Annotated in this window: 25 protein-coding genes, 1 tRNA gene and 1 pseudogene; 17 read left to right on the forward strand and 10 right to left on the reverse strand. The window is 63.3% G+C overall.

The window, feature by feature from the left end; genetic code table 11:
* The first annotated feature begins 41 nt into the window (after positions 1 to 41).
* Positions 42 to 410 carry a hypothetical protein gene (locus NKL06_RS16655; protein ID WP_155923877.1) on the forward strand — a complete coding sequence of 123 codons (369 nt, stop codon included), beginning with the start codon at positions 42 to 44 and terminating at the stop codon, positions 408 to 410.
* 3 nt (positions 411 to 413) lie between these two features.
* Positions 414 to 736, forward strand: a pseudogene (locus tag NKL06_RS16660) (low molecular weight protein tyrosine phosphatase family protein).
* A gap of 113 nt (positions 737 to 849) precedes the next feature.
* Here the strand turns inward: NKL06_RS16660 and NKL06_RS16665 are convergent.
* Both NKL06_RS16665 and NKL06_RS16670 read right to left on the reverse strand, forming a co-directional pair.
* A complete protein-coding gene (locus NKL06_RS16665) occupies positions 850 to 1,038 on the reverse strand; it encodes a hypothetical protein (RefSeq protein ID WP_023672058.1) in 189 nt (62 codons plus the stop codon).
* 7 nt (positions 1,039 to 1,045) lie between these two features.
* Positions 1,046 to 1,231, reverse strand: a complete 186-nt coding sequence (locus NKL06_RS16670; RefSeq protein ID WP_023687558.1) for a hypothetical protein — start codon at positions 1,229 to 1,231, stop codon at positions 1,046 to 1,048.
* 173 nt (positions 1,232 to 1,404) lie between these two features.
* On the opposite strand from NKL06_RS16670, the gene rsmI reads away from it, so the two are divergent.
* Positions 1,405 to 2,313, forward strand: coding sequence for a 16S rRNA (cytidine(1402)-2'-O)-methyltransferase (gene rsmI / locus NKL06_RS16675; protein ID WP_023692945.1), 909 nt, complete (start codon positions 1,405 to 1,407; stop codon positions 2,311 to 2,313).
* Complete coding sequence (locus tag NKL06_RS16680) at positions 2,306 to 2,683, forward strand: YraN family protein (protein ID WP_023692944.1); 378 nt, start codon at positions 2,306 to 2,308, stop codon at positions 2,681 to 2,683. Before rsmI ends, NKL06_RS16680 begins: the two co-directional genes overlap by 8 nt.
* Before the next feature lie 143 nt (positions 2,684 to 2,826).
* Here the strand turns inward: NKL06_RS16680 and NKL06_RS16685 are convergent, their stop codons facing one another.
* Positions 2,827 to 3,633, reverse strand: a complete 807-nt coding sequence (locus NKL06_RS16685; RefSeq protein ID WP_023692943.1) for an undecaprenyl-diphosphate phosphatase — start codon at positions 3,631 to 3,633, stop codon at positions 2,827 to 2,829.
* A 169-nt stretch (positions 3,634 to 3,802) separates the two neighbouring features.
* Here NKL06_RS16685 and NKL06_RS16690 point away from each other — a divergent pair, with 169 nt between their 5' ends.
* From NKL06_RS16690 to NKL06_RS16730, 9 genes are all read left to right on the forward strand, one after another.
* Positions 3,803 to 4,495 carry a glutathione S-transferase family protein gene (locus NKL06_RS16690; protein WP_023672063.1) on the forward strand — a complete coding sequence of 231 codons (693 nt, stop codon included), beginning with the start codon at positions 3,803 to 3,805 and terminating at the stop codon, positions 4,493 to 4,495.
* Complete coding sequence (gene queG, locus NKL06_RS16695) at positions 4,476 to 5,630, forward strand: tRNA epoxyqueuosine(34) reductase QueG (RefSeq protein ID WP_023692942.1); 1,155 nt, start codon at positions 4,476 to 4,478, stop codon at positions 5,628 to 5,630. The genes NKL06_RS16690 and queG overlap by 20 nt, the downstream gene beginning before the upstream one ends.
* Positions 5,627 to 6,556, forward strand: a complete 930-nt coding sequence (locus NKL06_RS16700; protein WP_023692941.1) for an SDR family oxidoreductase — start codon at positions 5,627 to 5,629, stop codon at positions 6,554 to 6,556. The genes queG and NKL06_RS16700 overlap by 4 nt, the downstream gene beginning before the upstream one ends.
* Before the next feature lie 46 nt (positions 6,557 to 6,602).
* Positions 6,603 to 7,685, forward strand: coding sequence for a penicillin-insensitive murein endopeptidase (gene mepA, locus NKL06_RS16705; protein WP_373420153.1), 1,083 nt, complete (start codon positions 6,603 to 6,605; stop codon positions 7,683 to 7,685).
* A 137-nt stretch (positions 7,686 to 7,822) separates the two neighbouring features.
* Positions 7,823 to 8,842: a glucokinase gene (locus NKL06_RS16710; RefSeq protein WP_023687565.1), complete on the forward strand. Its 1,020-nt coding sequence runs from the start codon at positions 7,823 to 7,825 to the stop codon at positions 8,840 to 8,842.
* A 278-nt stretch (positions 8,843 to 9,120) separates the two neighbouring features.
* Positions 9,121 to 10,980 carry an ABC transporter ATP-binding protein gene (locus NKL06_RS16715; protein ID WP_023687566.1) on the forward strand — a complete coding sequence of 620 codons (1,860 nt, stop codon included), beginning with the start codon at positions 9,121 to 9,123 and terminating at the stop codon, positions 10,978 to 10,980.
* On the forward strand, positions 10,977 to 11,798 hold the full coding sequence (gene dapB, locus NKL06_RS16720) for a 4-hydroxy-tetrahydrodipicolinate reductase (protein ID WP_023687567.1): 822 nt from the start codon (positions 10,977 to 10,979) through the stop codon (positions 11,796 to 11,798). Before NKL06_RS16715 ends, dapB begins: the two co-directional genes overlap by 4 nt.
* 27 nt (positions 11,799 to 11,825) lie before the next feature.
* Positions 11,826 to 12,446, forward strand: a complete 621-nt coding sequence (locus NKL06_RS16725) for a 2,3-bisphosphoglycerate-dependent phosphoglycerate mutase (protein ID WP_023692940.1) — start codon at positions 11,826 to 11,828, stop codon at positions 12,444 to 12,446.
* 299 nt (positions 12,447 to 12,745) lie between these two features.
* Positions 12,746 to 12,830 (forward strand) — tRNA-Leu (locus tag NKL06_RS16730).
* 102 nt (positions 12,831 to 12,932) lie between these two features.
* On the opposite strand, the gene NKL06_RS16735 is transcribed toward NKL06_RS16730, so the two are convergent.
* From NKL06_RS16735 to NKL06_RS16745, 3 genes are all read right to left on the reverse strand, one after another.
* Positions 12,933 to 13,277, reverse strand: a complete 345-nt coding sequence (locus NKL06_RS16735) for a low affinity iron permease family protein (protein WP_023672069.1) — start codon at positions 13,275 to 13,277, stop codon at positions 12,933 to 12,935.
* Between the two features lie 200 nt (positions 13,278 to 13,477).
* A complete protein-coding gene (locus NKL06_RS16740) occupies positions 13,478 to 13,786 on the reverse strand; it encodes a DUF1236 domain-containing protein (RefSeq protein WP_023672071.1) in 309 nt (102 codons plus the stop codon).
* Between the two features lie 48 nt (positions 13,787 to 13,834).
* On the reverse strand, positions 13,835 to 14,065 hold the full coding sequence (locus NKL06_RS16745; RefSeq protein ID WP_084567711.1) for a hypothetical protein: 231 nt from the start codon (positions 14,063 to 14,065) through the stop codon (positions 13,835 to 13,837).
* A gap of 206 nt (positions 14,066 to 14,271) precedes the next feature.
* Between NKL06_RS16745 and NKL06_RS16750 the strand changes: the two genes are divergently transcribed.
* A complete protein-coding gene (locus NKL06_RS16750; protein WP_023687568.1) occupies positions 14,272 to 14,571 on the forward strand; it encodes a DUF1236 domain-containing protein in 300 nt (99 codons plus the stop codon).
* A gap of 47 nt (positions 14,572 to 14,618) precedes the next feature.
* On the opposite strand, the gene NKL06_RS16755 is transcribed toward NKL06_RS16750, so the two are convergent.
* Positions 14,619 to 15,284, reverse strand: coding sequence for a hypothetical protein (locus tag NKL06_RS16755; protein ID WP_196814102.1), 666 nt, complete (start codon positions 15,282 to 15,284; stop codon positions 14,619 to 14,621).
* Between the two features lie 495 nt (positions 15,285 to 15,779).
* Between NKL06_RS16755 and NKL06_RS16760 the strand changes: the two genes are divergently transcribed.
* The 3 genes from NKL06_RS16760 (at position 15,780) to NKL06_RS16770 (ending at position 21,130) form a co-directional block, all read left to right on the forward strand.
* On the forward strand, positions 15,780 to 18,923 hold the full coding sequence (locus NKL06_RS16760) for an amino acid permease (protein ID WP_352580613.1): 3,144 nt from the start codon (positions 15,780 to 15,782) through the stop codon (positions 18,921 to 18,923).
* Positions 18,924 to 19,157: 234 nt separating this feature from the next.
* Complete coding sequence (locus NKL06_RS16765) at positions 19,158 to 20,825, forward strand: FAD-dependent oxidoreductase (protein ID WP_023692937.1); 1,668 nt, start codon at positions 19,158 to 19,160, stop codon at positions 20,823 to 20,825.
* On the forward strand, positions 20,825 to 21,130 hold the full coding sequence (locus tag NKL06_RS16770; protein ID WP_023672079.1) for a UBP-type zinc finger domain-containing protein: 306 nt from the start codon (positions 20,825 to 20,827) through the stop codon (positions 21,128 to 21,130). Before NKL06_RS16765 ends, NKL06_RS16770 begins: the two co-directional genes overlap by 1 nt.
* A 58-nt stretch (positions 21,131 to 21,188) precedes the next feature.
* Here the strand turns inward: NKL06_RS16770 and NKL06_RS16775 are convergent, their stop codons facing one another.
* From NKL06_RS16775 to NKL06_RS16785, 3 genes are all read right to left on the reverse strand, one after another.
* The gene (locus NKL06_RS16775; protein ID WP_352580616.1) at positions 21,189 to 21,332 is read right to left on the reverse strand and encodes a hypothetical protein; all 144 of its coding nucleotides are present in this window, start codon (positions 21,330 to 21,332) and stop codon (positions 21,189 to 21,191) included.
* Positions 21,333 to 21,481: 149 nt separating this feature from the next.
* Positions 21,482 to 22,663 (reverse strand): trans-sulfuration enzyme family protein, encoded by a 1,182-nt coding sequence (locus tag NKL06_RS16780; RefSeq protein WP_023681210.1) that lies wholly within the window; start codon positions 22,661 to 22,663, stop codon positions 21,482 to 21,484.
* On the reverse strand, positions 22,660 to 24,093 hold the full coding sequence (locus NKL06_RS16785; protein WP_023692936.1) for a pyridoxal-phosphate dependent enzyme: 1,434 nt from the start codon (positions 24,091 to 24,093) through the stop codon (positions 22,660 to 22,662). The genes NKL06_RS16780 and NKL06_RS16785 overlap by 4 nt, the downstream gene beginning before the upstream one ends.
* Positions 24,094 to 24,234: the final 141 nt, after the last annotated feature.

Below are 24,234 nucleotides of genomic sequence, written 5' to 3' on the forward strand. Positions count from 1 at the left end.
CGATTTATCGGCTTGAGCAAGGATGTTAGAAAGTCGACTTGTTGAACCGCTGGCGTGCCAGCGCCGCATCCGAGGTGACTCCTGCGATGACGTTCCTGATCCACGAGACCTTGATGACATTGAACACGGATGATGTGTTCGAGTTTGGATTGACCGAAATCTTGAGATCTCCAGAGCAAGACGACCTCTTTGAGGCTCAGGCGATTTTCATCAGGAACGCAACGGTCACATCGAAACTAAAATTGACCCACTTGAGCGAATTCAGCGTTGTCCTCAGTTTCATAACATATATTGGAAATAAGCTTCGCGGAATCGCCAAGGATGAGTTGCTCGAGTTTGATCTGAATGGACTCACATTTGATCAGTACATCCCTCTCAGCAAAAATCTGCGTAAGATCTGGGATGAGTAGTCGGTGAAGAACGTCCTGTTCGTCTGCAGCCAGAACCGCTTGCGCAGCCCGACCGCCGAGCAGGTGTTCTCCAAACGTAGGGATATCGAGGTCGAGTCGGCCGGCACCAATCACGATGCAGACACGCCGCTGACGCATGAACTGGTCGCCTGGGCCGACATCGTCTTCGTGATGGAAAAAGCGCACCGCACCAAGCTGCAGAAGAATTCAAGGAGAGCCTGAAGAAGGCCCGCGTCATCTGCCTCGACATCCCGGATGACTACGGATCCATGGATCCGGAGTTGATCGACCTTCTGAAGGCACGGGCTTCGCGATATCTCGATTGAACTATGGGGGCTTCGTAACCACGCGTTCGTCATCCTCGAGTCTGCGCCGCGTCGCTTCGCTCCTTGCTCGCCCGTGATGACGAAGTGAGGGTGGTCCTCGCCAATCGCGAAGGTCAAGCGTCGTGCTTGAAGCGGCGCTTGCCGCGGTGTTTCTCGGCATGCGCCTCTCCGGTCCGGGCCGGCTTGGCGTCGCTCTTGTCCCGGCGGACGCTGTTCTGGTCGTTCATCGGATGCGGCGGCGCGCCTTCGCGGGCGCTCTTCGTTTCAAGACGGGTGATGAAGATATCGAAACGATTGGGCATCGTACGGTCAGTGCTCCGTCGTGCTGTCCGGTTTGTTGTCCGAAAGCCTGACATTCGTCGGCAAGGCGGTGGCCGCCCGACTGGCCAGGCCGGTGTCGCTTTCGGCGAGCGCACGCTTGCCCTTTCGCGCAGTGAAGCGCTTGCGCTCGGCATAATAGGGCTCGAAAACGTCCTGCAATTCCAGGCTGTCCATCCTGTCCTCCTCCTCAAGAGACTCAGGTATTCAATCCGCCAGCCACGCTTTCGTTCCCCACTGTGGCAAAGACATGGCCGCCGGGTTACATCGGCGTCAGGTTTGGCTCGATGTTCGGGAGTTTTGCAACCCGGCGCGCGCCGTGCCAAACAGGGCGAAATGGAGAGACCCCGGTGACCGGCGAGAAGCGCAGCTATGTGATCGGGCAGACCGAGATCGCGGTCCGGTCGCTGGCGCCGGCGCTGTATCTGGTGGCGACGCCGATCGGCAACCTCTCCGACATCACGCTGCGCGCGCTGGAGACGCTGGCGGCCGCCGACGTCGTCGCCTGCGAGGACACCCGCGTCTCGCGCGTGCTGCTCGACCGCTACGGCATCCGCCGCCGCACCACGGCCTATCATGAACACAATGCCGGCGAGGCCGGACCGAAGCTGATCGCGGCACTCGAGGCCGGGCAGAGCGTGGCGCTGATTTCGGATGCCGGCACGCCGCTGATCTCCGACCCAGGCTACCGGCTGGTCGGCGAAGCGCTGGAGCGCGGCCTGCGCGTGGTGCCGATCCCCGGCCCATCGGCGCCGCTGGCGGCGCTGACGGCGTCGGGCCTGCCGTCCGACGCCTTCCTGTTTGCCGGGTTTCTGCCGGTGAAATCTGGGCAGCGGCTGACAAAGCTCGAAACGTTCAGGGCGGTGCCGGCAACGCTGATCTTCTTCGAGTCGCCGCGTCGGCTGGCCGAAACGCTGGTCGCCATGGTCGAGGCGTTGGGCGGCGCGCGCAAGGCCGCCGTCGGCCGCGAGCTGACCAAGACTTTTGAAGAGATGCGGACGGGAACGCTGCAGGCGCTGGCCGACCACTATGCGGCGGCTGACACGCCGAAGGGCGAGATCGTCATCTGCGTCGGGCCCGCCGAGATCAAGCCCGACCAACCCGCCGACATCGACAGGCTGCTGCTGTCGCTGGCCGCCGAAATGCCGGCGTCCAAGGCGGCGGCGGAGGCGGCGAAGATGACTGGCGGGCAGAAGCAGGCGCTTTACCGGCGGCTGCTGGAACTCAGGGATGCGGTTGGAGAAGGCGAAGGTGGCTGAGCGCCCGGCCGCCAGCCGCCAAAAAGCCTATCGGCGCGGCCATCGCGGCGAGTGGCTGGCGGCAGCGGCGCTGATGCTGAAAGGTTATCGCATCCTCGCCCGCCGGCATCGCACCCGCTTCGGCGAGATCGACCTGATCGCCAGGCGCGGCGACCTGGTGCTGTTCGTCGAAGTCAAGGCGCGGCGCACGCTGATGGAAGCGATGGAGGCGATCGGCCACCAATCGGAGCGCCGCATCGAAGGCGCCGCCGACATCTGGCTGTCGCGGCAGCCGGACTACGGCAGATTGTCAATGCGCTTCGACATGATCGCGGTGCTGCCCTGGCGCTGGCCGGTGCATGTCGAGAACGCGTTTTATGGGAGGAGTTAGCGGCCTTTACCCTCCCCCTTGTGGGGAGGGTCGGTGAGCAAGCAACGCGACTCGTCGATGGCGAAACGGGGCGGGGGTGTGGCGCCCCCACCCCGATCCGCTTTGCGGATCGACCCTCCCCACCACAAGGGGGAGGGTAAAGCTCACCCCCAAATGAAAAGCGCCACCAACCCAACCGCTCCCACCACCAGGCGCCACCAGCCGAACAGCGAATAGCCGTTGCGCGAGACGTAATCGAGCAGGAAGCGCACGACGATCAGCGCGGTAACAAAGGCGGCGATGAAGCCGATGGCGATGATCGGCAGGTCGGCGCTGCTCAGCACGTTGCGGTTCTTGAACAGATCGAAGGCGAAGGCGCCGACCATGGTCGGGATGGCGAGGAAGAAGGAGAATTCCGCCGCCGCGCGCTTGTCGACGCCCAGCAGCAGCGCGCCGACGATGGTCGAACCGGAGCGCGACGTCCCGGGGATCAGCGACAGGCACTGGAACAGGCCGATCTGCAGGTAAAGCCTTGTCGGGAAGCGCTCGACATCGCGGTAGACCGGCTGCAGCTTCATGCGGTCGACGACCAAGAGCACGACGCCGCCGACGATCAGCATGATGCAGATCAGCCTTGGCGATTCGAACAGCACCGTCTTGATGAAATCATGCGCCAGCGCGCCGATGATGGCCGCCGGCAGGAAGGCGATCAGGATGCCGATGACGAAATGCCGCGTCAGCCGGTCATGCGGCAGGTCGAGCAGCATCTGCCACAGGCGGCGGAAATAGACGCTGAGGATCGCCAGGATGGCGCCGAGCTGTATCAGGATCTCGAAGGCCTTGCCGGTGGAATGGAAGCCGAGGAAATGGCCGGCGAGCAGGATATGGCCGGTCGAGGAGACCGGGATGAACTCGGTCAGCCCCTCCAGCAGGCCGAGCAGCAGGGCTTCGACGATGGTGTGGCTATCCATGGCAACCTCGGCATTCAAGGGACGGAAGGAAACGGCTGGCAAAAGGGCTTGCTTGTCACGGCGCGGAAGTCCCCCTATAGGTCGCAGCACCGTGACGGCCGCATGACGGGCCGCCAACACTTACCGGTGCGGACGGCGATTCGCCAGTGCGCCTTAATATCGCGGAATCATGCTGACGCTTTTCCATCACCCGATGTTCGCCACCTGCCGCTTCGTGCGCCTCGCCTTCGGCGAATATGGCGAGGAGCTGGCGCTGATCGAGGAAAAACCGTGGACGCGGCGCAAGGAGTTTTTGGCGCTGAACCCCGCCGGCACCTTGCCTATCCTGCTGGCCGAAGGCGACGTGCCGATCGTCGGCGCCATGGTGATCGCTGAATATCTCGACGAAACACGTGGTGTCCTGAAGCGCGACAAGCGCCTGTTTGCGGAAGACCCGATGCAGCGCGCCGAAATCCGCCGCCTGACCGACTGGTATCTCAACAAGGCCGAGAGCGAAGTGACCCGGCATCTGGTGCGCGAGCGCGTGCTGAAGCCGGTGATGCCGGAAACGGCGGGCGGCGGTTCCCCCGATTCGGCGGCGATCCGCGCGGCGCGCGCCAACATTCGCCAGCACATGAAGTACACCAACTGGCTGGCCGGCACCCGTCATTGGCTGGCCGGCAGCAAGGTCACCTATGCCGACCTGGCGGCAGCGGCGACGCTGTCGGTGCTGGATTATCTCGGCGAGATCGACTGGCGCGAGCATGCCGCGGCGCGCGAATGGTACACGCGGGTGAAATCGCGGCCGTCGTTCCGGCCGCTGCTCTCCGACCGGGTTCGCGGCCTGTCGCCGGTTTCGCATTATGCGGACCTCGACTTCTAGAAGCCAAACCCTGCGCGCGCTGGTCGACGCCGAGGCGCGGCGCGCCGGCTTCGATGCGGTTGCCGTCACCACGCCCGATGCGATCCCGCTGGCGCCGGCCAGATTGGCAGAATTCGTCGCCGATGGTTTTCACGGTTCGATGGCGTGGATTGCGGAGACGCTCCAACGCCGCAGCGAGCCTTCGACGCTGTGGCCCGAGGTGCGCTCGATCATCGTGCTGGCAATGAATTACGGCCCCGACCACGATCCGCGTGCGCTGCAGGCAAGGCGCGATCTCGGCGCGATCTCGGTCTATGCGCAAAACCGCGACTATCACGAGGTGATGAAGGGCCGGCTGAAGGAGATCGCCGGCAAGATCGTCGCGCGGGCCGGCGGCGACGTGAAGGTTTTCGTCGATACGGCGCCGGTTATGGAAAAGCCGCTGGCTGAGGCCGCCGGGCTCGGCTGGCAAGGCAAGCACACCAATCTGGTCAGCCGCGAGCACGGCTCCTGGCTGTTTCTCGGAACTATCTTCACCACGGCGGAGCTCACGCCAGATGCGACCGAGGTAGACCATTGCGGTTCCTGCCGCGCCTGTCTCGACGCCTGCCCGACCGACGCCTTTCCGGCGCCCTACCGGCTCGATGCCAGGCGCTGCATCTCCTACCTGACCATCGAGAACAAGGGGCCCATCCCGCAAGAATTCCGCGAAAAGATCGGCAACCGCATCTATGGCTGCGACGATTGTCTCGCCGCCTGCCCGTGGAACAAGTTTGCCCGCGCCGCTTCGGAAGCCAAGCTTGCTGCCCGCGACGAACTGCGCGAGCCGCCGCTGGGCGAGCTATTGCAGCTGGACGACACGGCGTTCCGGACCTTTTTCTCCGGCTCGCCGATCAAGCGCATCGGCCGCGACCGCTTTGTCCGCAATGTGCTGACCGCCGCCGGCAATTCCGGCGATGTTTCGCTGGCCGGCCCGGTGCGCGATCTGCTTGGCGATGCCTCGCCGCTGGTGCGCGGCGCGGCGATCTGGGCGCTGTCGCGGCTGGTGCCGGCCGCCGAATTCAACAGGCAGGCGGCGATCTACTCGAACACTGAAACCGACACGACAGTGCGGGGCGAATGGCTGTCCGCATTGCCAATTGAGGCGCACGCATGAGCGAAAAGCAGATTTTTATCTTCGGCGCCGGCTATTCGGGCAAAGCCTTTGCACGGGCCAATGCGGAGGCGATTACGATCTTCGGCACCACGCGCTCGGCCGAGAAATTCGAGGCATTGCGTCAGGCCGGCATCGCGCCGCTGCTGTTTCACGGCGCCCTGACACCTGAAATCGGCGAAACGCTGGAGACCACCACCCATCTTGTCATCTCCGTAGCCCCGGAGGAGGCCGGCGACCCTGTGCTTCTCGCCGCGCGCAAGGCGATCGAGGCGATGCCGGCGCTTCGCTGGATCGGCTATCTCTCGACCGTCGGCGTCTATGGCAATTATGACGGTGCCTGGGTCGATGAAACGGCCGAATGCCGGCCGGTGTCGAAACGCTCGTCGATGCGAGTGGCGGCCGAGCGGGGCTGGCTGCAGCTTGGACTCGAGACCGGCAAGCCGGTGGCCATCCTGCGGCTTTCCGGCATTTACGGGCCGGGTCGCAACGCGCTGGTCAATCTGGAAAACGGCACGGCCAGGCGGCTGGTCAAGCCCGACCAGGTGTTCAACCGCATCCATTGCGACGACATCGCCGGCGCGCTCTGGCACCTCATCGGTGGCAATAGAGGCGGCATTTTCAACATCACCGATGACGAGCCGGCGCCGCCGCAGGATGTCGTCACCTATGCCGCTTCGCTGATGGGCGTCGAGCCGCCGCCGGAGATTCCTTTCGAGACCGCCCAACTTTCGCCCATGGCGCGGTCCTTCTATGGCGAGAACAAGCGCGTCGCCAACGCCGCGATCAAGGCAGCGGGCTACCGGTTCCGCTATCCGGACTACCGCCAGGCGTTCGATCGGATGTGGGCCGACGGCAGCTGGCGCGACGGCGAGCCGCGCAGCCCGATGAAGGTAGATAATCGAAACGCGAGCCCGAGGGTGATATGATTCGATTGTGTTGCGGACTTTTGCAGTGGGGTTCATGACGATTTCGATGCGATCCTTGACCGGCAGACGGCCGTTCCTGACGGCGGCGCTGGCGATCGTGGCGCTGGCCGGGCTGGTGGCGGGCGCAATCACGGCCGAGCCACGGGCAAAAGACCTGTTCGGCGCCAAGAAGCTGCCGGCGGTGGCTGCGGCGCAATCCTTCGGCTTCTATTCAAAGGGCTGCTTCACTGGCGGCGTCGCCATTCCGATGGACGGCCAGAACTGGGAGGTGATGCGTCCCTCGCGCAACCGGCGCTGGGGTCATCCAACGATGATTGCGCTGATCGAGAAGCTGTCGCGCGATGCCGCCGCCGACGGCTGGCCGGGGCTTCTGATCGGCGACATTTCGCAGCCGCGCGGCGGCCCGATGCTGACCGGGCACGCCTCGCACCAGATCGGCCTCGACGCCGACATCTGGCTGACGCCGATGCCCGACCGCAAGCTTACGACCCAGGAGCGCGAAAACATCAGCGCCACGCTGATGGTCGACGACAAGACGCATCTGGTGAAGGACAGGCTGTGGAAGCCGATACATACCAAGCTGTTGAAGCGCGCCGCGAGCTATCCGGAAGTCGAGCGCATCCTGGTCAATCCAGGCATCAAGAAGAAGCTGTGCGACACCGTCACCGGCGACCGTACCTGGCTGAGAAAAATCCGGCCGTTCTGGGGCCATGACTATCATTTCCACATCCGCATCGGCTGCCAGCCGGGTTCGCCCAACTGCAAGGGACAGGAAGCGACGCCCGACGATGACGGCTGCGGCAAGCCGCTGGCCTGGTGGTTTACCGAGGAGCCGTGGCGCCCCAACAAGAACCCGGACGCGCCCAAGGCGCGCGACCTGATGACGATGGCGAACCTGCCGAAACAATGCCAGTTCGTGCTCGACCAGCCCGACGCGGACTCGGCGGAAGCCGTCACCTATCGCGGCGGCGGCGTGCCGATCGCCGCCAGGGCGCCGGAACCCGACGCGCCTCCGCCTATTGCGGGCAATGCGGGCGGCTTGCCAAACGCAGCCAACGCCTTCACCGCCACGCCGGAGATCGGCATTCCCCTGCCAAGGCGACGGCCGCCGGCAAACGTCGGACAGTGATGGCGAACTGACGCTTTCCCTTTCCGGGGCCATGCGCTAGTCAATCGATTGAACACCGGGCGATTGAACACCGGGCGATTGAAAAACCGGGCGATTGAAACGGTCGCAACGGCGCCGCAAAGGGGACGAGCAAGAGCATGTCAGGCGACGACGACACCGCGTTGCGGTTTCCAGTGCTGATCGGCGACATCGGCGGCACCAATGCGCGCTTTTCGATCGTGCTCGACGCAAATTCGGAAGCCGGTGAGCCGCATATCGTGCAAACCGCCAATTTCGCCACCATAGACGAGGCGATCCAGGCGGCGGTGCTCGACCGATCGTCCATCCGGCCGAATTCGGCAGTGCTGGCGATCGCCGGACCAGTCGATGGCGACGAGATCCCGCTTACCAACTGTCCCTGGGTGGTGAAGCCGAAGCAGATGTTTGCCAATCTGGGCCTGGGCGACATCGTCGTGCTCAACGATTTCGAGGCGCAGGCGCTGGCCGTCGTGGCGCTCGGCGAAGAGCATATGGAAAAGATCGGCGGCGGCACGCCGGAGGAGAATGCCGGACGCGTCGTGCTCGGCCCCGGCACCGGCCTCGGCGTCGCCGGGTTGGTTCATGCCCTCCACCACTGGATCCCGGTGCCTGGCGAAGGCGGCCATATGGATATCGGTCCGCGGACGCCGCGCGATTTCGAGGTGTTCCCGCATATCGAAAAGCTGGACGGCCGCATTTCGGGCGAGCAGATCCTGTGCGGGCGCGGTCTGGTCAATGTCTACCGGGCGGTCGCCAAGGCCGACGGCAAGCCGGCGCCGTTCACCACGCCGGCCGAAATCACCGGGGCGGCGCTGGCCAAGACCGACCCGGTTGCCGAGGAAGCGCTGGCGCTGTTCGTCACCTGCCTCGGCCGCACCGCCGGCGACCTCGCGCTGGTGTTCATGAGCCGCGGCGGCGTGTTTTTGACCGGCGGCATCGCGCAAAAGATCGTTCCGGCACTGAAGGAAGGCAGTTTCCGTGCCGCCTTCGAGGACAAAGCGCCGCACAGCGCGCTGATGGCCTCGATGCCGGTCTATGTCATCATCCACCCGCTGGCAGCGCTTCTGGGCCTTGCCGCCTATGCCCGCAACCCGTCGCTGTTCGGCGTCCAGACCGCGGGGCGGCGCTGGCGCACGTAATCCATTTCGTCCCGAACATGGGTCTGTTCCTGGAAATGGCTGCCGCTTTCGTGACCCTGACCTCGAGCCGCGACGAAGTTTCGCCATAGGCAAGCCGTAGCCGGGGCGCTAAGAGGGGGCCGAATTCCAGCCTGGCATCAATAGATGCCGGTTGATTTCAGATCGAATCGACCTGAAATCATCCGGCTCTAAATCAAAGAGATAGAGCATGATGTCGTCCGAAAACCGCTTCACACTTTTCGGCATCATGCTCTAGCAAACCACGAAGCGCCCGCGATTTGACCGCTCAAAGTCCACTCAAACTGAAAGTCCAGCCAGCTGAGGTCACTGCGGTGCTGCGCCGCATCCTGGCCGAAAACGGTAGTGAATATCGCTGGACCTATGTCGTTGCCATCGGCTGCCTGCTGATTGTTTCCGCCACCACCGCCTTCACGGCGTGGATCATGGCCCCGATGATCAACGAGATCTTCTACGAACGACGCGGCGACATGATCGTCTGGATCTGCGCCGGGTTCATGGCCGCCTCCGTGCTGCGCGGCTTCGCCGGTTACGGCCAGGCGGTCGCGTTGGCCAAGATCGGCAACAATCTGGTCGCCCGCTACCAGAAGCGCAGCTTCGACCATCTGATGAAGCTCGGCGTCGACTTCTTCAACGATACGCGTTCCGGTCGGCTGGCGGCACAGGTCAACGAGAATGTCGGCGGCGTTCGCGATCTGCTGTCGCTGACGCTGACCTCCATCAGCCGCGACGCGGTCTCGCTGATCGCCCTCGTTGGCGTCATGATCTACCAGGATCCGGTGTTGTCGCTCAGCTCGCTGCTGATCGGGCCGCCGCTGATCTGGGCCGTCGTCTACATCACCCGCCGATTGCGGCGCATCAACCGTGAATCGGTGCTGATCAACTCGCGGCTGAACGGGTCCGTACAGGAGGCCACGCAAGGCATCGCCATCGTCAAGGCCTTCACCCTGGAAGCCGAGCTGGCGCGCCGGATCGGCATCATGGCCGATACGGCCGAGCAGCGTAACAACAAGATCGCCCGGGTCGCGGAGCGGCTGTCGCCGATTTCCGAGATTTTGGGCGGTCTCGCCATTACCTCCGTCCTTGCCTATTCCGGCTACCGGGCGCTGGTGCTCGGACAACCACCAGGCGCTGTGTTTTCCTTCATCACCGCGCTGATCATGGCCTACGATCCGGCACGGCGCCTGGCTCGTACGCAGGTCGGTATGGAACGTGCCCTGGTCAACGCCCGGATGATTTACGAGCTGCTCGACCTGGAGCCTAAACAGGGCGATGCGCCCGACGCGGTCGAAGCCAGGATCACCACCGGCGAGGTTCGCTTCGACAATGTGACGTTCGGCTACAGCGCCGACATGCCGGTGATCAGGAACCTGAGTTTCACCGCCGCGGCCGGCAAGGTTACGGCGGTGGTCGGGGCCTCGGGTGCCGGCAAGACGACGCTCGTGGCGCTGCTGCAGCGCTTCTACGATGTCGACAAGGGTTCGATCGAGATCGATGGCCAGGACATTTCCAAAGTCACCAAGCACTCGCTGCGCGGCTCGATCGCCTATGTCTCGCAGGCGCCCTATCTGTTCGAAGGCAGCATACGCGACAACATCCGTTTTGGCCGACTTTCGGCGACCGACGCCGAGATCGAGCGGGCGGCGGTGCTGGCGGCGGCCGACGAGTTCATCCGTCAGCAGCCGCAGGGCTACGACACGCCCGTCGGCGAGGGCGGCTCGACACTTTCCGGCGGCCAGCGCCAGCGCGTCTCGATTGCGCGGGCGATCGTGCGCAACGCGCCGATCCTTTTGCTCGACGAAGCGACCTCGGCGCTCGACAATGAGGCCGAGGCGCGCGTCCAGGAGGCGCTGACCCATGTGATGGAAGGGCGCACCACCATCGTGATAGCGCATCGCCTGTCGACGGTCGTCAACGCCGACCACATTATCGTGCTTGAAGAGGGGCGCCTGGTCGAGGAAGGCACCCATGCCGCACTGATGGCCGATCCAAACAGTGTCTACGCCCGCTTCCACCGCATTCAAGGCAAGAACGGACTGGGGCTTGTCGACGACTCGAAGCCCGTCCAAACTCCGGTCCTGCGCAGCCGCGCCAAGAAGGCGGTGGGGAGAACAGCATGAGCGAATCCGGCGAAATGGGCCTGGTGGTGGTGGGGGCGGCCGGCCGCATGGGCCAGACGCTGATCCGCGCCATCCATTCGATCCCCGGCGCCCGCGTCGTCGGCGCGGTCGAACGAACCGGATCGCCCTATCTCGGCAGGGATGCGGGCGAGCTTGCCGGCATCGGCATCATCAATGTGACGATCGGCGACGATCCGCTGCCGGTGTTCGCCAAGGCCGACGGCGTGCTCGATTTCACCATGCCGGCAGCCACCGTCGAATTCGCAGGCTATGCCGCGCAGGCACGCATTGCCCATGTCATCGGCACCACCGGCTGCTCGGCGGAAGACGACGCCAGGATCGAGGCCGCGGCGCGCCACGCGACGATCGTCAAATCCGGCAATATGAGCCTCGGCGTCAATCTTCTGGCGGTGCTGGTCGAGCAGGCCGCGCGCGCGCTCGGTCCAGAGGATTTCGACATCGAGATCCTCGAAATGCATCACAAGCACAAGGTCGACGCGCCGTCGGGCACCGCCTTGCTGCTCGGCGAAGCGGCGGCGGCGGGACGCGGCATTTCCCTTGCCGGCAACGATGTGCGGTCACGCGACGGCCATACCGGCGTGCGCAAGCCAGGAACGATCGGCTTTGCCAGCTTGCGCGGCGGCTCGGTGGTCGGCGACCACAGCGTCATCCTGGCCGGAACCGGCGAGCGCATCACGCTGTCGCACCATGCCGAGGACCGCGCCATCTTTGCCCGCGGCGCGGTCAAGGCCGCGCTCTGGGCGCGCGGCAAGAAGCCCGGACTTTATTCCATGCGGGACGTGCTCGGCTTGAGCTAAACCATCCATAATTTTGAAGGAGCAAACATGTCGGGAACTCTCGTGCTCGTGCGCCACGGCCAGAGCGAATGGAACCTGAAGAACCTGTTCACCGGCTGGCGCGATGTCGACCTGACTGAGCAGGGCCACAAGGAGGCCAAGGAAGCCGGCCAGAAGCTCAAGGCGCGCGGCTTGAAGTTCGACATCGCCTTCACCTCGGCGCTGATCCGGGCGCAGAAGACCTGCCAGCACATTCTAGACGCCGTCGGCCAGAGCGATTTGAAGACGATCCGCGATCAGGCGCTGAACGAGCGCGACTATGGCGACCTCTCCGGCCTCAACAAGGACGACGCGCGCCAGAAGTGGGGCGAGGAGCAGGTGCATATCTGGCGCCGCTCCTACGACGTGCCGCCGCCCGGCGGCGAAAGCCTGAAGGACACCGGCGCCCGCGTCTGGCCCTATTACCTGCACGACATGCAGTCGCATGTTCTGAAAGGCGGCACCGTGCTGGTCGCCGCGCATGGCAATTCGCTGCGCGCACTGATCATGGCGCTGGACGGCAAGAGCGGCGAGGAGATCGTCAAGCTTGAGCTCGGCACCGGCGTGCCGGTGATCTACAAGCTCAACGCCGATTCCACCGTGGCGTCGAAGGACGTGCTGGCGGGGTGAGGTTTTCGGCCAACGCATTCGCCAAGTCGGCGCTGCCCCTCATTGCCCTGCCGGGCATTTCTCCCCGTATAGTGACGGGGAGAAAGGGCTGGCCGCAGCCTCGGCGCTCTTCTTGTGACGCAGGTGACCGGCGAAAATCATCGATGAGAGCGCCCCTCTCCCCGTCACTGTACGGGGAGAGGATGCCGGCAGGCAGGTGAGGGGCGGCGCTGACCCCCGGGAAACTAAGCCGGCAGGCAGCGGCCCTCGAAAAAGCGCGTTGACACATATCGTTTGCCCGCTTACATGAGCCCGCACCAGCCCAGATGGCGGAATTGGTAGACGCGCACGGTTCAGGTCCGTGTTCCGCAAGGAGTGGAGGTTCGAGTCCTCTTCTGGGCACCAAATTCCCGTTTCGGGATAAGTCCGAAATGATTTAGACGCGAAGCAAAAAAGCCCGGTTCCCGGGCTTTTTTGCTGATGGATGACAGATTGTCCAGCCGAGGGTCAATGCGGCGGGCGAACCGCTTTCATTGCTTCTTCTTCGAGTGTCTGGAGCTTCTCCCGAATCTCCTCCGGCTCGGCATGCTCCAAGCCGACGACATCGTTTCTGGTCTCATTCAGCGAAACGATAATCTCATCAAGCTTGGCGTGAATGGCGGCCGTGTCGCGGTAACCCTGGATCAGCACAACGCCGGTGATCACGATGGCCGCTACCGACAATGCGTAGGTGACCACATTCGTCAGGCCGAATGGCACCAACGCAGTACAGAGCAGCATGGCTACAAGAAGGACATAGAAGCCCGGTGGCCGGGATAGAAAGTCGCCCATCACAAAGAGGAAGCGGTTCATATCCAGGCCGCGGTCAAAAATGCCACGAGTGCGGTGACGGCTACGCAAATTGGAATTGCTGCGAGTAAGGCAGCTTCCAGGACCCAAGTTTCCTTGTCGCTAAACATCAGACATCCTCCCGTTCAGAAAACGGCTGCCCGTAGAGCCTTCACAGCGCAGCCAAAGCCCGCCGCTCCTGATCGGAGCGGCGGGCTCGCGCGTTACTCGATGATCTGCACGACCTTGCGCGTGTCGGGATCGACGAGAACCGCATGATCTCCGACAACCGTATACTTGTAGCGGACATCCGGAACGTCGATTGCGTGGAGCTCGACAGTGTCGGGAAGTGCCGTGCCGACGTTGAGTTCGACGCCGAGCAAACTGACTGAGGCCAGCTTCTGCTTATGGATATATTCGCGAACGACCGTCTGTTGTTCGGGCTTGAGAACAATAACATCCTCGGCAAACGAGGTGCCGATGCCCGCCATAAGGACGAGGGCGCCGGCGGCGCTGACGAAATACCTGGTCATGGGAATTTCCTTTTCATAGGTCAGTTTGAAGGCGTGGATACGAGCAGATCAGCCGCCACTCGTAGGGGCTGGGGCAGGTGCCGCAGGCTTTGCAGGTGCAGCCGGAGCTTCCACCTTTGGCGCTTCAACCTTGACGTTGATATCCTTGCCGCCGTCGCCGCGGATATTGATCACGCCGGTAAAAATAAGCAACACTACGACCGCAATAAGTGCAAGAACAACAGCAATCGCAGTGCCGCCGCCACCCCCAGAATTAACAACAGTTGGGCCGTCGGCCATGTGTTCCTCTCCTGTTTTATTTAGTTGCATTTGGGAAACGCCTGCCCCGCTTGAACGTTCCGCCTCGGGACTTGGGTCTTAGCTGATATCCGACTTTGGTCTGGTTCGCCGCGGACTGAAGTCACAGGAACAATCTGGCTGATCTCAAGTTCGGTCCCTCGGCGAACAGGCGTGGTGCCGTCGCCGGATTACGCGAGGAGAAAACCATGAAAATCCACTTTGCAAGTGCCGCTGCAGGCTTGTTGCTTTTGGCTGGCGTCGGCAGCGCCGCAGCTCAGGATGTCGTCATCACACCGGAGCAGGATACGGTCGTCCGCGAATACGTGAAAAAGCAGCCGCTGGCTTCGGTGAAGATCCCGGGCGTGGAGCTGAACGTCGGCAGTGCCTTGCCTGATACGGTCGAGCTGCACGAAGTTCCCAACGTCAAATACCGCTATGTCGTGGTCGACAACCGCACCGTCCTGGTCGACCCCGGCACCCGGAAAATTGTGAAGGTCTACGACTGATCGAATAGCTGCCGCCCGCCGCCGGCCATGGCGGCGGGCAGCGGATTTCACATTGCGCTCCAGGATGATCGAAGATGATCGATGACGTCGAGACATCGCCAGCCCTTGATACCCGCCTGGGTTCTCTCAGGGCGAGAATGCGCGATGCGCGCATAACAGAGGCCGACATGAAGACCTTTCAGAAAGTCGCATCCATCATGGTTGGCGGCAGTGGCCGCATCAGCGGCGATGACCTGATTGCAGCGTCGTTCGTCCTCGAGGACCAGCCGGAAGGCTTGTGAGGCGGAGTACTCACGTGTGCAGGCGCCCGCAACGCTGATCCCAAGTGTTCTGGTGCTGAACACATTCCTGCTACGGGCCGGCGTCGAAGGCGTGCCCGCTGGCGAGGTCGCGTCGCGCTCAAGCATCGTCCAGAACACCATGTCGCCGCATGTGACGATACTCGGCCATGCTAGCCGATGCGGGCGCCATAGAAAATCACCGCGGTCGGCAGAACCGGGCAGGCCGGTCCAGAGCGTCGCCACGCCTGTGGTCAGAAATGTCACCGAGGCCAGTTTGGTGCAGATCGGATGATGGTAGCGAGCGATCGCCATATCGACCGTACGGGCGCCGGCCTGGGAAGGACCCACCAGCGCGCCAAGGCCGACCGCCGCGCCCAGCGTGGTCGGCGCGCTGTTTGCCCTGCAACGCGGGGCTATGCGGCGTGCTCGCACAAGTTAGCTCCAACTTGAGGCACGGCGTGAAGTCTCGGTGCTTGCCCCCACGATGGCGAGGTACGAAGTCAAAAGCGGTCAATGTGATTAGCGATCTACAGTCGATTTCAGCCGCCTTCGGATGATAGCGCCGCAATCACGAGATTTGTCGATAATAATCGATATTAGGCTGTATTCGCGACTATCCCTCATAGTGGGCGATTAGATAAAATTGATATGATATCCCAGATCGGAGAGATCGATCCATTCGGGCCGGCATCAGCATGATTGAACCGCAGCCACCGCAAGTTGACAGTGATCATCAGGCGGATCTGGTTTGGTAGGAAGTCTTAATATGTCTCGCCTATGGTCCAACTTTGACTTGGGAGCGTGACGTTCGACAGACATATCTCCGCAGGTTACATTTCCCAGTCAGACAGCGCTCCGCACTCGAATGGATGTCTCTGAATGCCGGGCCTCACGCCTTCACGACCGCACCCGAGAACCTTGGGATGGATGGGCACGACAGCGCTCGCCATGGGTGGCAGCAATCAAAGCCTGTTTCTGATTGCCGCCCTTTTTGTCGGCCAGGGGAATATTCCCGGTCAAGGAAGCGCTGCGGTTCCTTTGCTCGTTGTTGGTCTGCTTCTAAGCTGGGCCGCCGCGCCTGCGTGGACCGAATTGGTTCTCATGTGGCCAAACCGCGTCGGCGGTATCTCTGCAGCGTGCGCCGAAGCCTTCCGACCTTACAGTCCCGTTCTCTCGGCTCTGACGGGCACCTGCTATTGGTGGGGTTGGGTGCCGACCTGCGGACTGACAGCGGTTCTTTCAGCGTCTGCAATCCAGCAATGGTACCTGCCGGGCCTCCCCGTGGAGGCGGTCGCCTGCGGGCTTATCGCATTCTTTACGACGGTGAACCTGTGTGGAATCAAGTGGGTGGTCCAACTGGCGATCCCGATCGCCACGGCCTCCGCGACGCTTGCGTTTCTCTCATCCCTCGTACCGGTCATCAGTGGCTCGGTCGACTGGCGGCAGGCGACGGATTTTGCCCTGACCAGCCCGTTTACCGGCCTGTTCGGCGACATCACGTCGGTGATGGCGGGACTGTATCTGATCGGGTTTGCCGCACCGGCATTTGAGGCTGCAGCCTGCCATGTTGGCGAAACCATCGATCCCAACCGCAACATTCCTCTGGCGATGTGGGCCAGCGCCGCAATGGCGGGCGTCTATTTCCTGGTCCTGCCGGTTGTCTGGCTGGGTGTGCTCGGACCGGAGCCGCTCGGCACCGACCTCGCCATAGCTCTCGGGCCCACCTTTGCGCCCTTGTTGGGGAGTTTCGGCAAGGCGGCCGCCATCTGGCTCATCATGCTGAACATGTTCCATGGAACGTTGCAGCCATTGGCAGGCGCCGCGCGGACCCTTGCGCAGCTGAGCGAAGACGGCCTGCTGCCGAGCTTCCTGGCCAGGCGCACCTCAACAGATTGTCCCTGGGCGGCAACGCTGCTCACAGCTGCCGCGGCAATCGGCTTCATGCTGTGCGGGTATCCGCTCTGGATGATCGCCGCGGCCAATTTTACGTACCTGATCAGCATCTGCATGCCAAACATCGCAGTCTGGCTCTTGCGCCGTGACAGTCCCGAAGCCGAGCGACCCTTCCGGGCTCCCAGGGGAACGATCATCCTTGGCGTAGGCGCGGCTGCAATATGGCTGTTGACCGCCATACTAGGATTTCAGCAATTTGGCCTTCCTACCGTCCTGTTCGGTCTGGCTTTGGCATATTCGGGTGCTGCGCTCTACGCCTGGCGCACGATGGAGGATCGATACGCACTCGGTCTACCCTTGCTGCCACATACGCTTCACCTGAAGCTTACCGGAGCCATGCTTTTTGTGCTCGTGCTTGACGGTGCCGGCTATTTCCTGGCGATCGGCAGCGTTCCCCAAGGCGACACTTCATTGGTCGCCGCGCTGGAGGACATTTTTGTCGTTGTCGCGCTGCTGACCATCAGCGTTGGCCTGATCTTGCCGGGAATGATCACCCATTCGGCGACCGAGGTGAGCAACGCGGCAAAGCGTCTGACATCCGGAACGCTGAAGGATTTCTCTCTCGCCATGGTCGCCCTGGGGCGGGGAGACCTCGCTGCGGCGCATGCCTCCGTGAATATCATGCCGGTTACGGTAAACTCTCGTGACGAACTTGGAGAGATGGCCGAAAGCTTCAACCTGCTCCAGGACAAGGTGAGGGAAGCCGCCCACGGCCTGGACGACGCGCGCGAGAACATGAACGTAGCGCGCACCGAACTGATGGCACGGCACGAGGAAATCGCGCATCTCGCGCACCACGATCCGCTTACCGGCCTGGCGAACCGAGCCGCGCTTGCAGCACACCTGGCCACGACGCTCGAGCGCGCAAAAGCAACGCACGCCAGCTTTGCCGTCTTCAGCATCGACCTTGACCATTTTAAAGAGGCGAACGACGTTTTCGGGCACGCCGCCGGCGACGATCTGCTTTGCACCATTTCCCGGCGTCTCCAAACCGCGGCGCCTGAGGCCTTTATCGCGCGCATGGGCGGCGACGAATTCACGGTTGTCCTGGCCATGGATGACCGGTCCGCGAGTGCCAAGGACGTTGCGGACCGTCTGTTCGAATCGGCGGCAGGCAAATTCGAAATCCGGGGCCAGCACATTTCGATCGGGGTGAGCATCGGGGCGGCGATCTATCCGAAAGACGGAGAGAATGCAGCGGCGCTGATGGCAAATGCCGACGCAGCGCTCTACCGGGCCAAGGCGGACGGTCGTCGGATGGTGCAATTCTTCGATCCTGAGATGGATAAGCGGCTAAGAGAGCGCTACGCCTTGCAGCGAGATTTGCGCTCTGCGGTCGGCCATGGCGAACTTGTGCTTCATTATCAGCCGCAAGCCAGGATGGACGGCGAAATCTTCGGTTTCGAGGCACTCGCCCGATGGAACCATCCAAAACATGGGCTCATCTCCCCAAACGCGTTTGTCTCGCTTGCCGAACAGGATGGCACGATCGTTGAGATAGGTGAATGGACGCTCAGGCAGGCGTGCAGAGACGCGGCCTCCTGGCCCTCACCGCTGCAGATCGCCGTCAACCTCTCTCCCGTGCAGTTCCGTTTCGGGGACCTGGTAGGTCTCGTTCATTCTATCCTCTACGAGACCGGCCTTGCTCCGGGGCGGCTGGAACTGGAAATCACGGAAGGGGTTCTCATCCGCGACCGGGCAACTGCCTTGTCGGTTTTGCGGAGGTTGAAGGCGTTGGGCGTCAGGGTCTCGATGGATGATTTTGGCACCGGGTATGCCTCGCTGTCCTCGCTGCAGGCGTTTCCATTCGACAAGATCAAGATCGATCGCAGTTTTGTTTCGGGTGTCGGTTCGAATGTCCAATCGGCCGCCATCGTGCGCACGATACTCAGCCTGGGGAATGCGCTGGCCTTGCCTGTCATCGCGGAGGGTGTCGAAACAGAGGACGAGCGTGCCTTCCTGATGAGGGAAGGATGTCCCGAAATCCAAGGATATCTGGTGGGGCGCCCGCATCCGATAGCGCTCTACAAAGATGTGACGAATGGGCTTTCGCCGGGATCTGCCTTCGGGGAGCCCGAGGATACCACCGCACCCCAGGCGCTTGGCGTAACGCGATAGCCGCGGCGCCGTTCGTCGGCGCGCTGCTCCTGCAACACACCGGTGAGCGAGGACTGCCGACGGTACTGCTCGGGCTCGCCCTTATAAAGGTCCCACTGGTCGGCGCGCTGTTTGCCTTGCAGCGCGGGGCCATGCGAAGCATCCGAACCAGATGGCGCGGGAGCCACCTCCCCTTCCGGCCAGTCCTCCAACAAACCACTTCAAACCCGGCCGTCTCGGCGCTACGTTCTATCTATGGCCCCACCCACCCAGCCGATCACCGTCACCCGCCGCGACCAGATGTTTCCTATCCTGGGCGACGCCGATATCGAGCGCATGCGCCGGTTCGGCGAGGCGAGTTCCTATGCCGCCGGCGAGCATATCGTCACCGCCGGCACCGTGGCGCCGGGGCTGATCGTCATCCTGTCGGGCACGGTCGATATCACCCAGGATGTCAGGCCCGGCCGGCGCGAGACCATCGTCACTCATGGTCCCGGCAATTTCATCGGCGAGCTGGCGCAGCTTTCCAGCCGGCCGTCGCTGGTCAATGCGGAGGCGGCCGAGCCGGTCGAGGCCTTCGTCATCCCCTCGCAGCGGCTGCGCGACCTGATGGTGCAGGAGGCAAGCCTTGGCGAGCGGATCATGCGGGCGCTGATCCTGCGCCGCGTCGGGCTCCTGGAAAGCGGCAGCAGCGGACCGATCGTCGTAGGCCCGGCCGGCAATGGCGACACGCTGCGGCTGCAGGGATTTCTGCGCCGCAGCGGCCAGCCGCACCGCGCGCTCGATTCCGACAGCGACCCGTGCGCCAAGACGCTGATTGAGCATTTTCATGTTGACCCGCACCATCTGCCGATCGTGCTCTGCCCCAACGGCAAGCTGATGCACAATCCCGGCGAAACCGAACTTGCCCGCTGCATCGGCCTGCTGCGGCCGATCGATCCCGACATGGTCTATGACATCGCCATTGTCGGCGCCGGGCCGGCGGGGCTGGCGGCCGCGGTCTATGCGGCATCCGAAGGGCTGTCGACCATCGTGCTCGATTGCCGCGCCTTCGGCGGCCAGGCCGGCGCCTCCGCGCGCATCGAGAACTATCTGGGTTTCCCCACCGGCATTTCCGGCCTGGCGCTGATGGCGCGCGCCTACAACCAGGCGCAGAAATTCGGCGTCGAAATACTCATCCCCGACGAGGCCAAGCTGCTCGGTGCAGCAGGCGAGGGCTACACGCTCGCCGTCGGCGACGGTGAAAGCCTGCGCGCGCGCACGGTGGTGATCGCCAGCGGCGCCCGCTACCGCCGCCTCGACGTCGCCAAGCTGGCCGAGTTCGAGGGCACGTCGGTGCATTACTGGGCCTCGCCGATCGAAGCGCGGCTATGCACAGGGCAAGAAGTGGCGCTGGTCGGCGCCGGCAATTCGGCGGGGCAGGCGGCGGTCTATCTCGCCAGCCAGGTGCGCAAGGTGACGATGCTGGCGCGCCGCGGCGGCCTCAGGGAAACCATGTCGCGCTATCTGGTCGAGCGTATCGAGGCGCAACCCAACATCGAGGTGCTTGGCGAGACCGAGATCGAGGCGCTGGAAGGCGAAGGCGGCAATCTCACCCGGTTGCGTTGGCGCAACCCCGGCGGCGTCGAGACGCGGCCGATCCAGCATCTCTTCCTGTTCATCGGCGCCGACCCCAACACCGATTGGCTGGCTGGGTGCGATATCGCGCTCGACGCCAGGGGCTTCGTGCGCACCGGCGCCGACATAGGGGCGGGCCAGATGGAGACCAGCCGCAGCGGCGTGTTCGCCATCGGCGACGTGCGCTCCGGCTCGGTCAAGCGGGTCGCCGCCGCCGTCGGCGAAGGCGCCCAGGTGGTGGCTGCCTTGCACGCGTATCTCGCGCGACCCAACGCAGCAGCGCCCGAACTGGCCAGGAGAGCATAATGGATGAATGCAAACACACGCGCGACATCAAGACGGTGACGCCGAGCGCGCTCGGCTGCGAGGAGTGCCTGAAGAGCGGCTCCATGTGGGTGCATCTCAGGCTGTGCCGCACCTGCGGCCATGTCGGCTGCTGCGACGACTCGCCCAACCGCCACGCCACCAAGCATTTCCACGCCACAAAGCACCCGATCATCGAAGGCTACGACCCGCCGGAAGGCTGGGCATGGTGCTTTGTCGACGAGGCGTTCATCGACCTGGAAGGCGACGTGACGCCTCAGAACGGCCCGATCCCGAAGTTTTTCTGAGGCGGCCGACTGTCGGCCGACCGCTGCGCCTATTTCACCGAGCCAGTAACCGTGCGGTCTATGGCATTGGGATTGTGGTCGTTCCGGCAAGTGCGGCAATGATCAGAAGACTGGCGACGACCGGGACGAACAGGATGGCCACGCGGGCCTGCACATAAAAAATGGCGCGCCATTCGCTGCGCTTTTCCGGGTTGTTGTCCATCACACTCACTCTCGCCATGCCTCCCCAGGCGGGACATAGCGGCGAAGGGTTAAGCAAAGGCTGCTGAATGTGTTAACGCGCGGCGGATTGGGATTTAATCTCGACGGTCAGCGCCGCCCCTCATTGTCATCGGTACGCATCCGGTACGCCTACCCCCGCAGCGCCTGGTCCAGGTCGGCGATCAGATCATCGCCATCCTCTATCCCCGCCGACAACCGCACCAGCGAATCCGAAATGCCGATTTCCGCGCGCTTTTCCGCCGGGATCGAGCCGTGCGTCATCAGCGCCGGGTGTTCGATCAGGCTTTCGACGCCGCCGAGGCTTTCAGCCAGCGTGAACAGTTGCGTCCGTTCGAGGAAGCGTTTGGTGCCGGCGAGGTCGCGGTCGAGGTCGACCGAGATCATGCCGCCGAAGGCATGCATCTGCTGGACGGCGATGGCGTGCTGCGGATGGCTGGCCAGGCCGGGATAGACGACGCGGCGCACATCTTTTCGCGCCTCCAGCCACTGCGCAATCTTCAGGCCGTTCGTGGAATGCCGCTCCATCCTGAGCGCCAGTGTCTTGATGCCGCGCAGCGCGAGAAAACTGTCGAAGGGACCGGAGATGGCGCCGATGGCGTTCTGCAGGAATTTCAGCTGGGCCGCCAAATCCTTGTTGTCGCCGACGATGGCGACGCCGCCGACCATGTCGGAATGGCCATTGAGATATTTCGTCGTCGAGTGGACGACGATGTCGATGCCGAGTTCAAGCGGCCGCTGGATGTAGGGGCTGCAGAACGTGTTGTCGGCGACCGTCAAAACCCCTTTGCGCCTGGCGAGTGCCGCAACGCCTTCGAGGTCGACGATACGCAGCAGCGGATTGGTCGGAGTTTCGACCCAGAGCAGTTTTGTCTCCGGGCGAATCGCTGCTTCCACCGCCGCCAGATCGGTGAAGTCCACAAAACTCACCTGCAGATTGGCCGAGCGCTTGCGCACCCGCTCCATCAGCCGGAACGAGCCGCCATAGATGTCGTCGGTTGCAACGATATGGGCGCCGCTGTCGAGCAATTCCAGCACCGTCGAGATCGCCGCCAGGCCGGAAGCAAAGGCAAAGGCGGCCGAGCCGCTTTCGAGATCGGCCACCCCGCGCTCGAAGGCAAAGCGGGTCGGGTTTTGGCTGCGGGCGTACTCAAACCCCTTGTGCACGCCGGGCGACTGCTGGCCATAGGTCGAGGTCGCGTAGATCGGCACCATCACCGCGCCGGTCAGCGGGTCATGGCTCTGGCCGCCATGGATGGTGCGCGTGGAAAAAGCCAGGCGGTTCTTGCCCGATGGGGATGTTTCAGCAGTCATCGTGCGCGCCTCAAATGGTTGATCAGGTCGATACGGGTTATCAGGCCGACGAACTCGTCGCCATCGAAGATGATGGCGACCTCGTTGCGGTCGAACACCGGCAGCAGCGCATCCAGCGTCTGGCTGGCCTGCAGCGTGTGCAGATTGGAGGTCATGGCGGTGCGCACCGGGGCGTTGAAGCGGTCCCAGCGGCCGTCATAGGGGCCGTCGACCTTGGCCAATATATCGCCCTCATCGATAATGCCGACCAGCTTGCCGTTGTCCAGCACAGGCAGCTGCGAGACATCGGAGCGGCGCATGCGGCCATAGGCGTTGAGCAGGCTTTCGTCGGGGCCGACATAGACGGTGTCGCCGGTGCGGTGCGAGCGCATGACGAGGTCGCGCAGATCGCCATGCTGTTCCTGTTCGGCCAGCCCCTGCTCGGCCAGCCAGAAATCGTCGAACACCTTCGACAGGTACTTGTTGCCGCTGTCGCAGACGAAGGTGACGACGCGTTTTGCTGTCGTCTGCTCGCGGCAATAGCGCAGCGCGGCCGACAGCAGCGTGCCGGAAGACGAGCCGGCGAGAATGCCTTCCTTCGAAAGCAGGTCCCGCACGGCCAGCATGCTCTGCTTGTCTGGGATGGAATAGGCTTTCCTGACCAGCGACAGATCGGCATTGGGCGGCACGAAATCCTCGCCGATGCCTTCGACTGTCCAGCTGCCGGCCTCTTCCATCTTGCCGGTCTTGATCAGCGGCGCCAGCACCGATCCGACGGGATCGGCCAGCACCATTTCGGTCTTCGGCGACGTTCTGGCGAAGTAGCGGCCAAGCCCGGTCAGCGTGCCGCCGGAGCCAACGCCGACGACCACGGCGTCGAGGTCGCCATCGAGCTGGGCAAGGATTTCCGGTCCGGTGGTGGTCTCATGCGCCTCAGGGTTGGCCGGGTTGGCGAACTGGTTGGCGTAGAAGGCGCCGGGCGTTTCCGATGCGATCTTCTCGGCCATGTCCTGGTAATATTCGGCATGGCCCTTGCCGACATCGGAGCGGGTCATGCGCACTTCGGCGCCGAGCGCGCGCAGATGCTGGATCTTTTCGCGCGACATCTTGTCGGGCACGACGAGGATGATGCGGTAGCCCTTGGGGATGCCGACCTGGGCGAGGCCGAGGCCGGTATTCCCGGCGGTCGCCTCGACGATGGTGCCGCCGCGCTTCAGCTTGCCTTCCTTCTCGGCCGCGGCAATCATCGACAGCGCAATGCGGTCCTTGATCGAACCGCCGGGATTCTGGCTTTCGAGCTTGATGAACAGCCGGCACTTGCCGGTGTCGAATTTGGTCAGTTCGACCACCGGCGTCTGGCCGATGAGGTCGAGCACCGAGGCGTAGGGCGGACGCAGGCGGGATAACGCGCCGTCCGAACTGCCTGGCGCAGCTTTTCCGTGCTCGCTCATATCGATGTGCTCCCTTGAACAAGCGACCGCCTCGGGGGCAGAGCGGCAGCGTAGCTTCTTTTCCGGCCGTTTGCAGTCGGAAAGAAGGTAGATCGTGCCAATCAACCGGCGAGAGGGGGAATGGAATTCCAGTTTGAGGCC

It is taken from the genome of Mesorhizobium sp. C268A (assembly GCF_040324475.1).
In the GTDB taxonomy this organism is placed as follows: Bacteria; Pseudomonadota; Alphaproteobacteria; order Rhizobiales; family Rhizobiaceae; genus Mesorhizobium.

Excerpts from the sequence above, each read along its gene's own strand:
- NKL06_RS16690 (WP_023672063.1), top strand. The coding sequence starts at position 3,803 with ATGCTGACGCTTTTCCATCACCCGATGTTCGCCACCTGCCGCTTCGTG.
- dapB (WP_023687567.1), top strand. The coding sequence starts at position 10,977 with ATGAGCGAATCCGGCGAAATGGGCCTGGTGGTGGTGGGGGCGGCCGGC.
- NKL06_RS16685 (WP_023692943.1), bottom strand. The coding sequence starts at position 3,633 with ATGGATAGCCACACCATCGTCGAAGCCCTGCTGCTCGGCCTGCTGGAG.
- NKL06_RS16780 (WP_023681210.1), bottom strand. The coding sequence starts at position 22,663 with ATGACTGCTGAAACATCCCCATCGGGCAAGAACCGCCTGGCTTTTTCC.
- NKL06_RS16735 (WP_023672069.1), bottom strand. The coding sequence starts at position 13,277 with ATGAACCGCTTCCTCTTTGTGATGGGCGACTTTCTATCCCGGCCACCG.
- NKL06_RS16670 (WP_023687558.1), bottom strand. The coding sequence starts at position 1,231 with ATGGACAGCCTGGAATTGCAGGACGTTTTCGAGCCCTATTATGCCGAG.
- NKL06_RS16750 (WP_023687568.1), top strand. The coding sequence starts at position 14,272 with ATGAAAATCCACTTTGCAAGTGCCGCTGCAGGCTTGTTGCTTTTGGCT.
- NKL06_RS16785 (WP_023692936.1), bottom strand. The coding sequence starts at position 24,093 with ATGAGCGAGCACGGAAAAGCTGCGCCAGGCAGTTCGGACGGCGCGTTA.
- queG (WP_023692942.1), top strand. The coding sequence starts at position 4,476 with ATGCGGACCTCGACTTCTAGAAGCCAAACCCTGCGCGCGCTGGTCGAC.
- mepA (WP_373420153.1), top strand. The coding sequence starts at position 6,603 with ATGCGATCCTTGACCGGCAGACGGCCGTTCCTGACGGCGGCGCTGGCG.
- NKL06_RS16765 (WP_023692937.1), top strand. The coding sequence starts at position 19,158 with ATGGCCCCACCCACCCAGCCGATCACCGTCACCCGCCGCGACCAGATG.
- NKL06_RS16770 (WP_023672079.1), top strand. The coding sequence starts at position 20,825 with ATGGATGAATGCAAACACACGCGCGACATCAAGACGGTGACGCCGAGC.
- NKL06_RS16745 (WP_084567711.1), bottom strand. The coding sequence starts at position 14,065 with ATGGCCGACGGCCCAACTGTTGTTAATTCTGGGGGTGGCGGCGGCACT.
- NKL06_RS16710 (WP_023687565.1), top strand. The coding sequence starts at position 7,823 with ATGTCAGGCGACGACGACACCGCGTTGCGGTTTCCAGTGCTGATCGGC.
- NKL06_RS16700 (WP_023692941.1), top strand. The coding sequence starts at position 5,627 with ATGAGCGAAAAGCAGATTTTTATCTTCGGCGCCGGCTATTCGGGCAAA.
- NKL06_RS16740 (WP_023672071.1), bottom strand. The coding sequence starts at position 13,786 with ATGACCAGGTATTTCGTCAGCGCCGCCGGCGCCCTCGTCCTTATGGCG.
- NKL06_RS16665 (WP_023672058.1), bottom strand. The coding sequence starts at position 1,038 with ATGCCCAATCGTTTCGATATCTTCATCACCCGTCTTGAAACGAAGAGC.
- NKL06_RS16775 (WP_352580616.1), bottom strand. The coding sequence starts at position 21,332 with ATGGACAACAACCCGGAAAAGCGCAGCGAATGGCGCGCCATTTTTTAT.
- NKL06_RS16760 (WP_352580613.1), top strand. The coding sequence starts at position 15,780 with ATGGGCACGACAGCGCTCGCCATGGGTGGCAGCAATCAAAGCCTGTTT.
- NKL06_RS16725 (WP_023692940.1), top strand. The coding sequence starts at position 11,826 with ATGTCGGGAACTCTCGTGCTCGTGCGCCACGGCCAGAGCGAATGGAAC.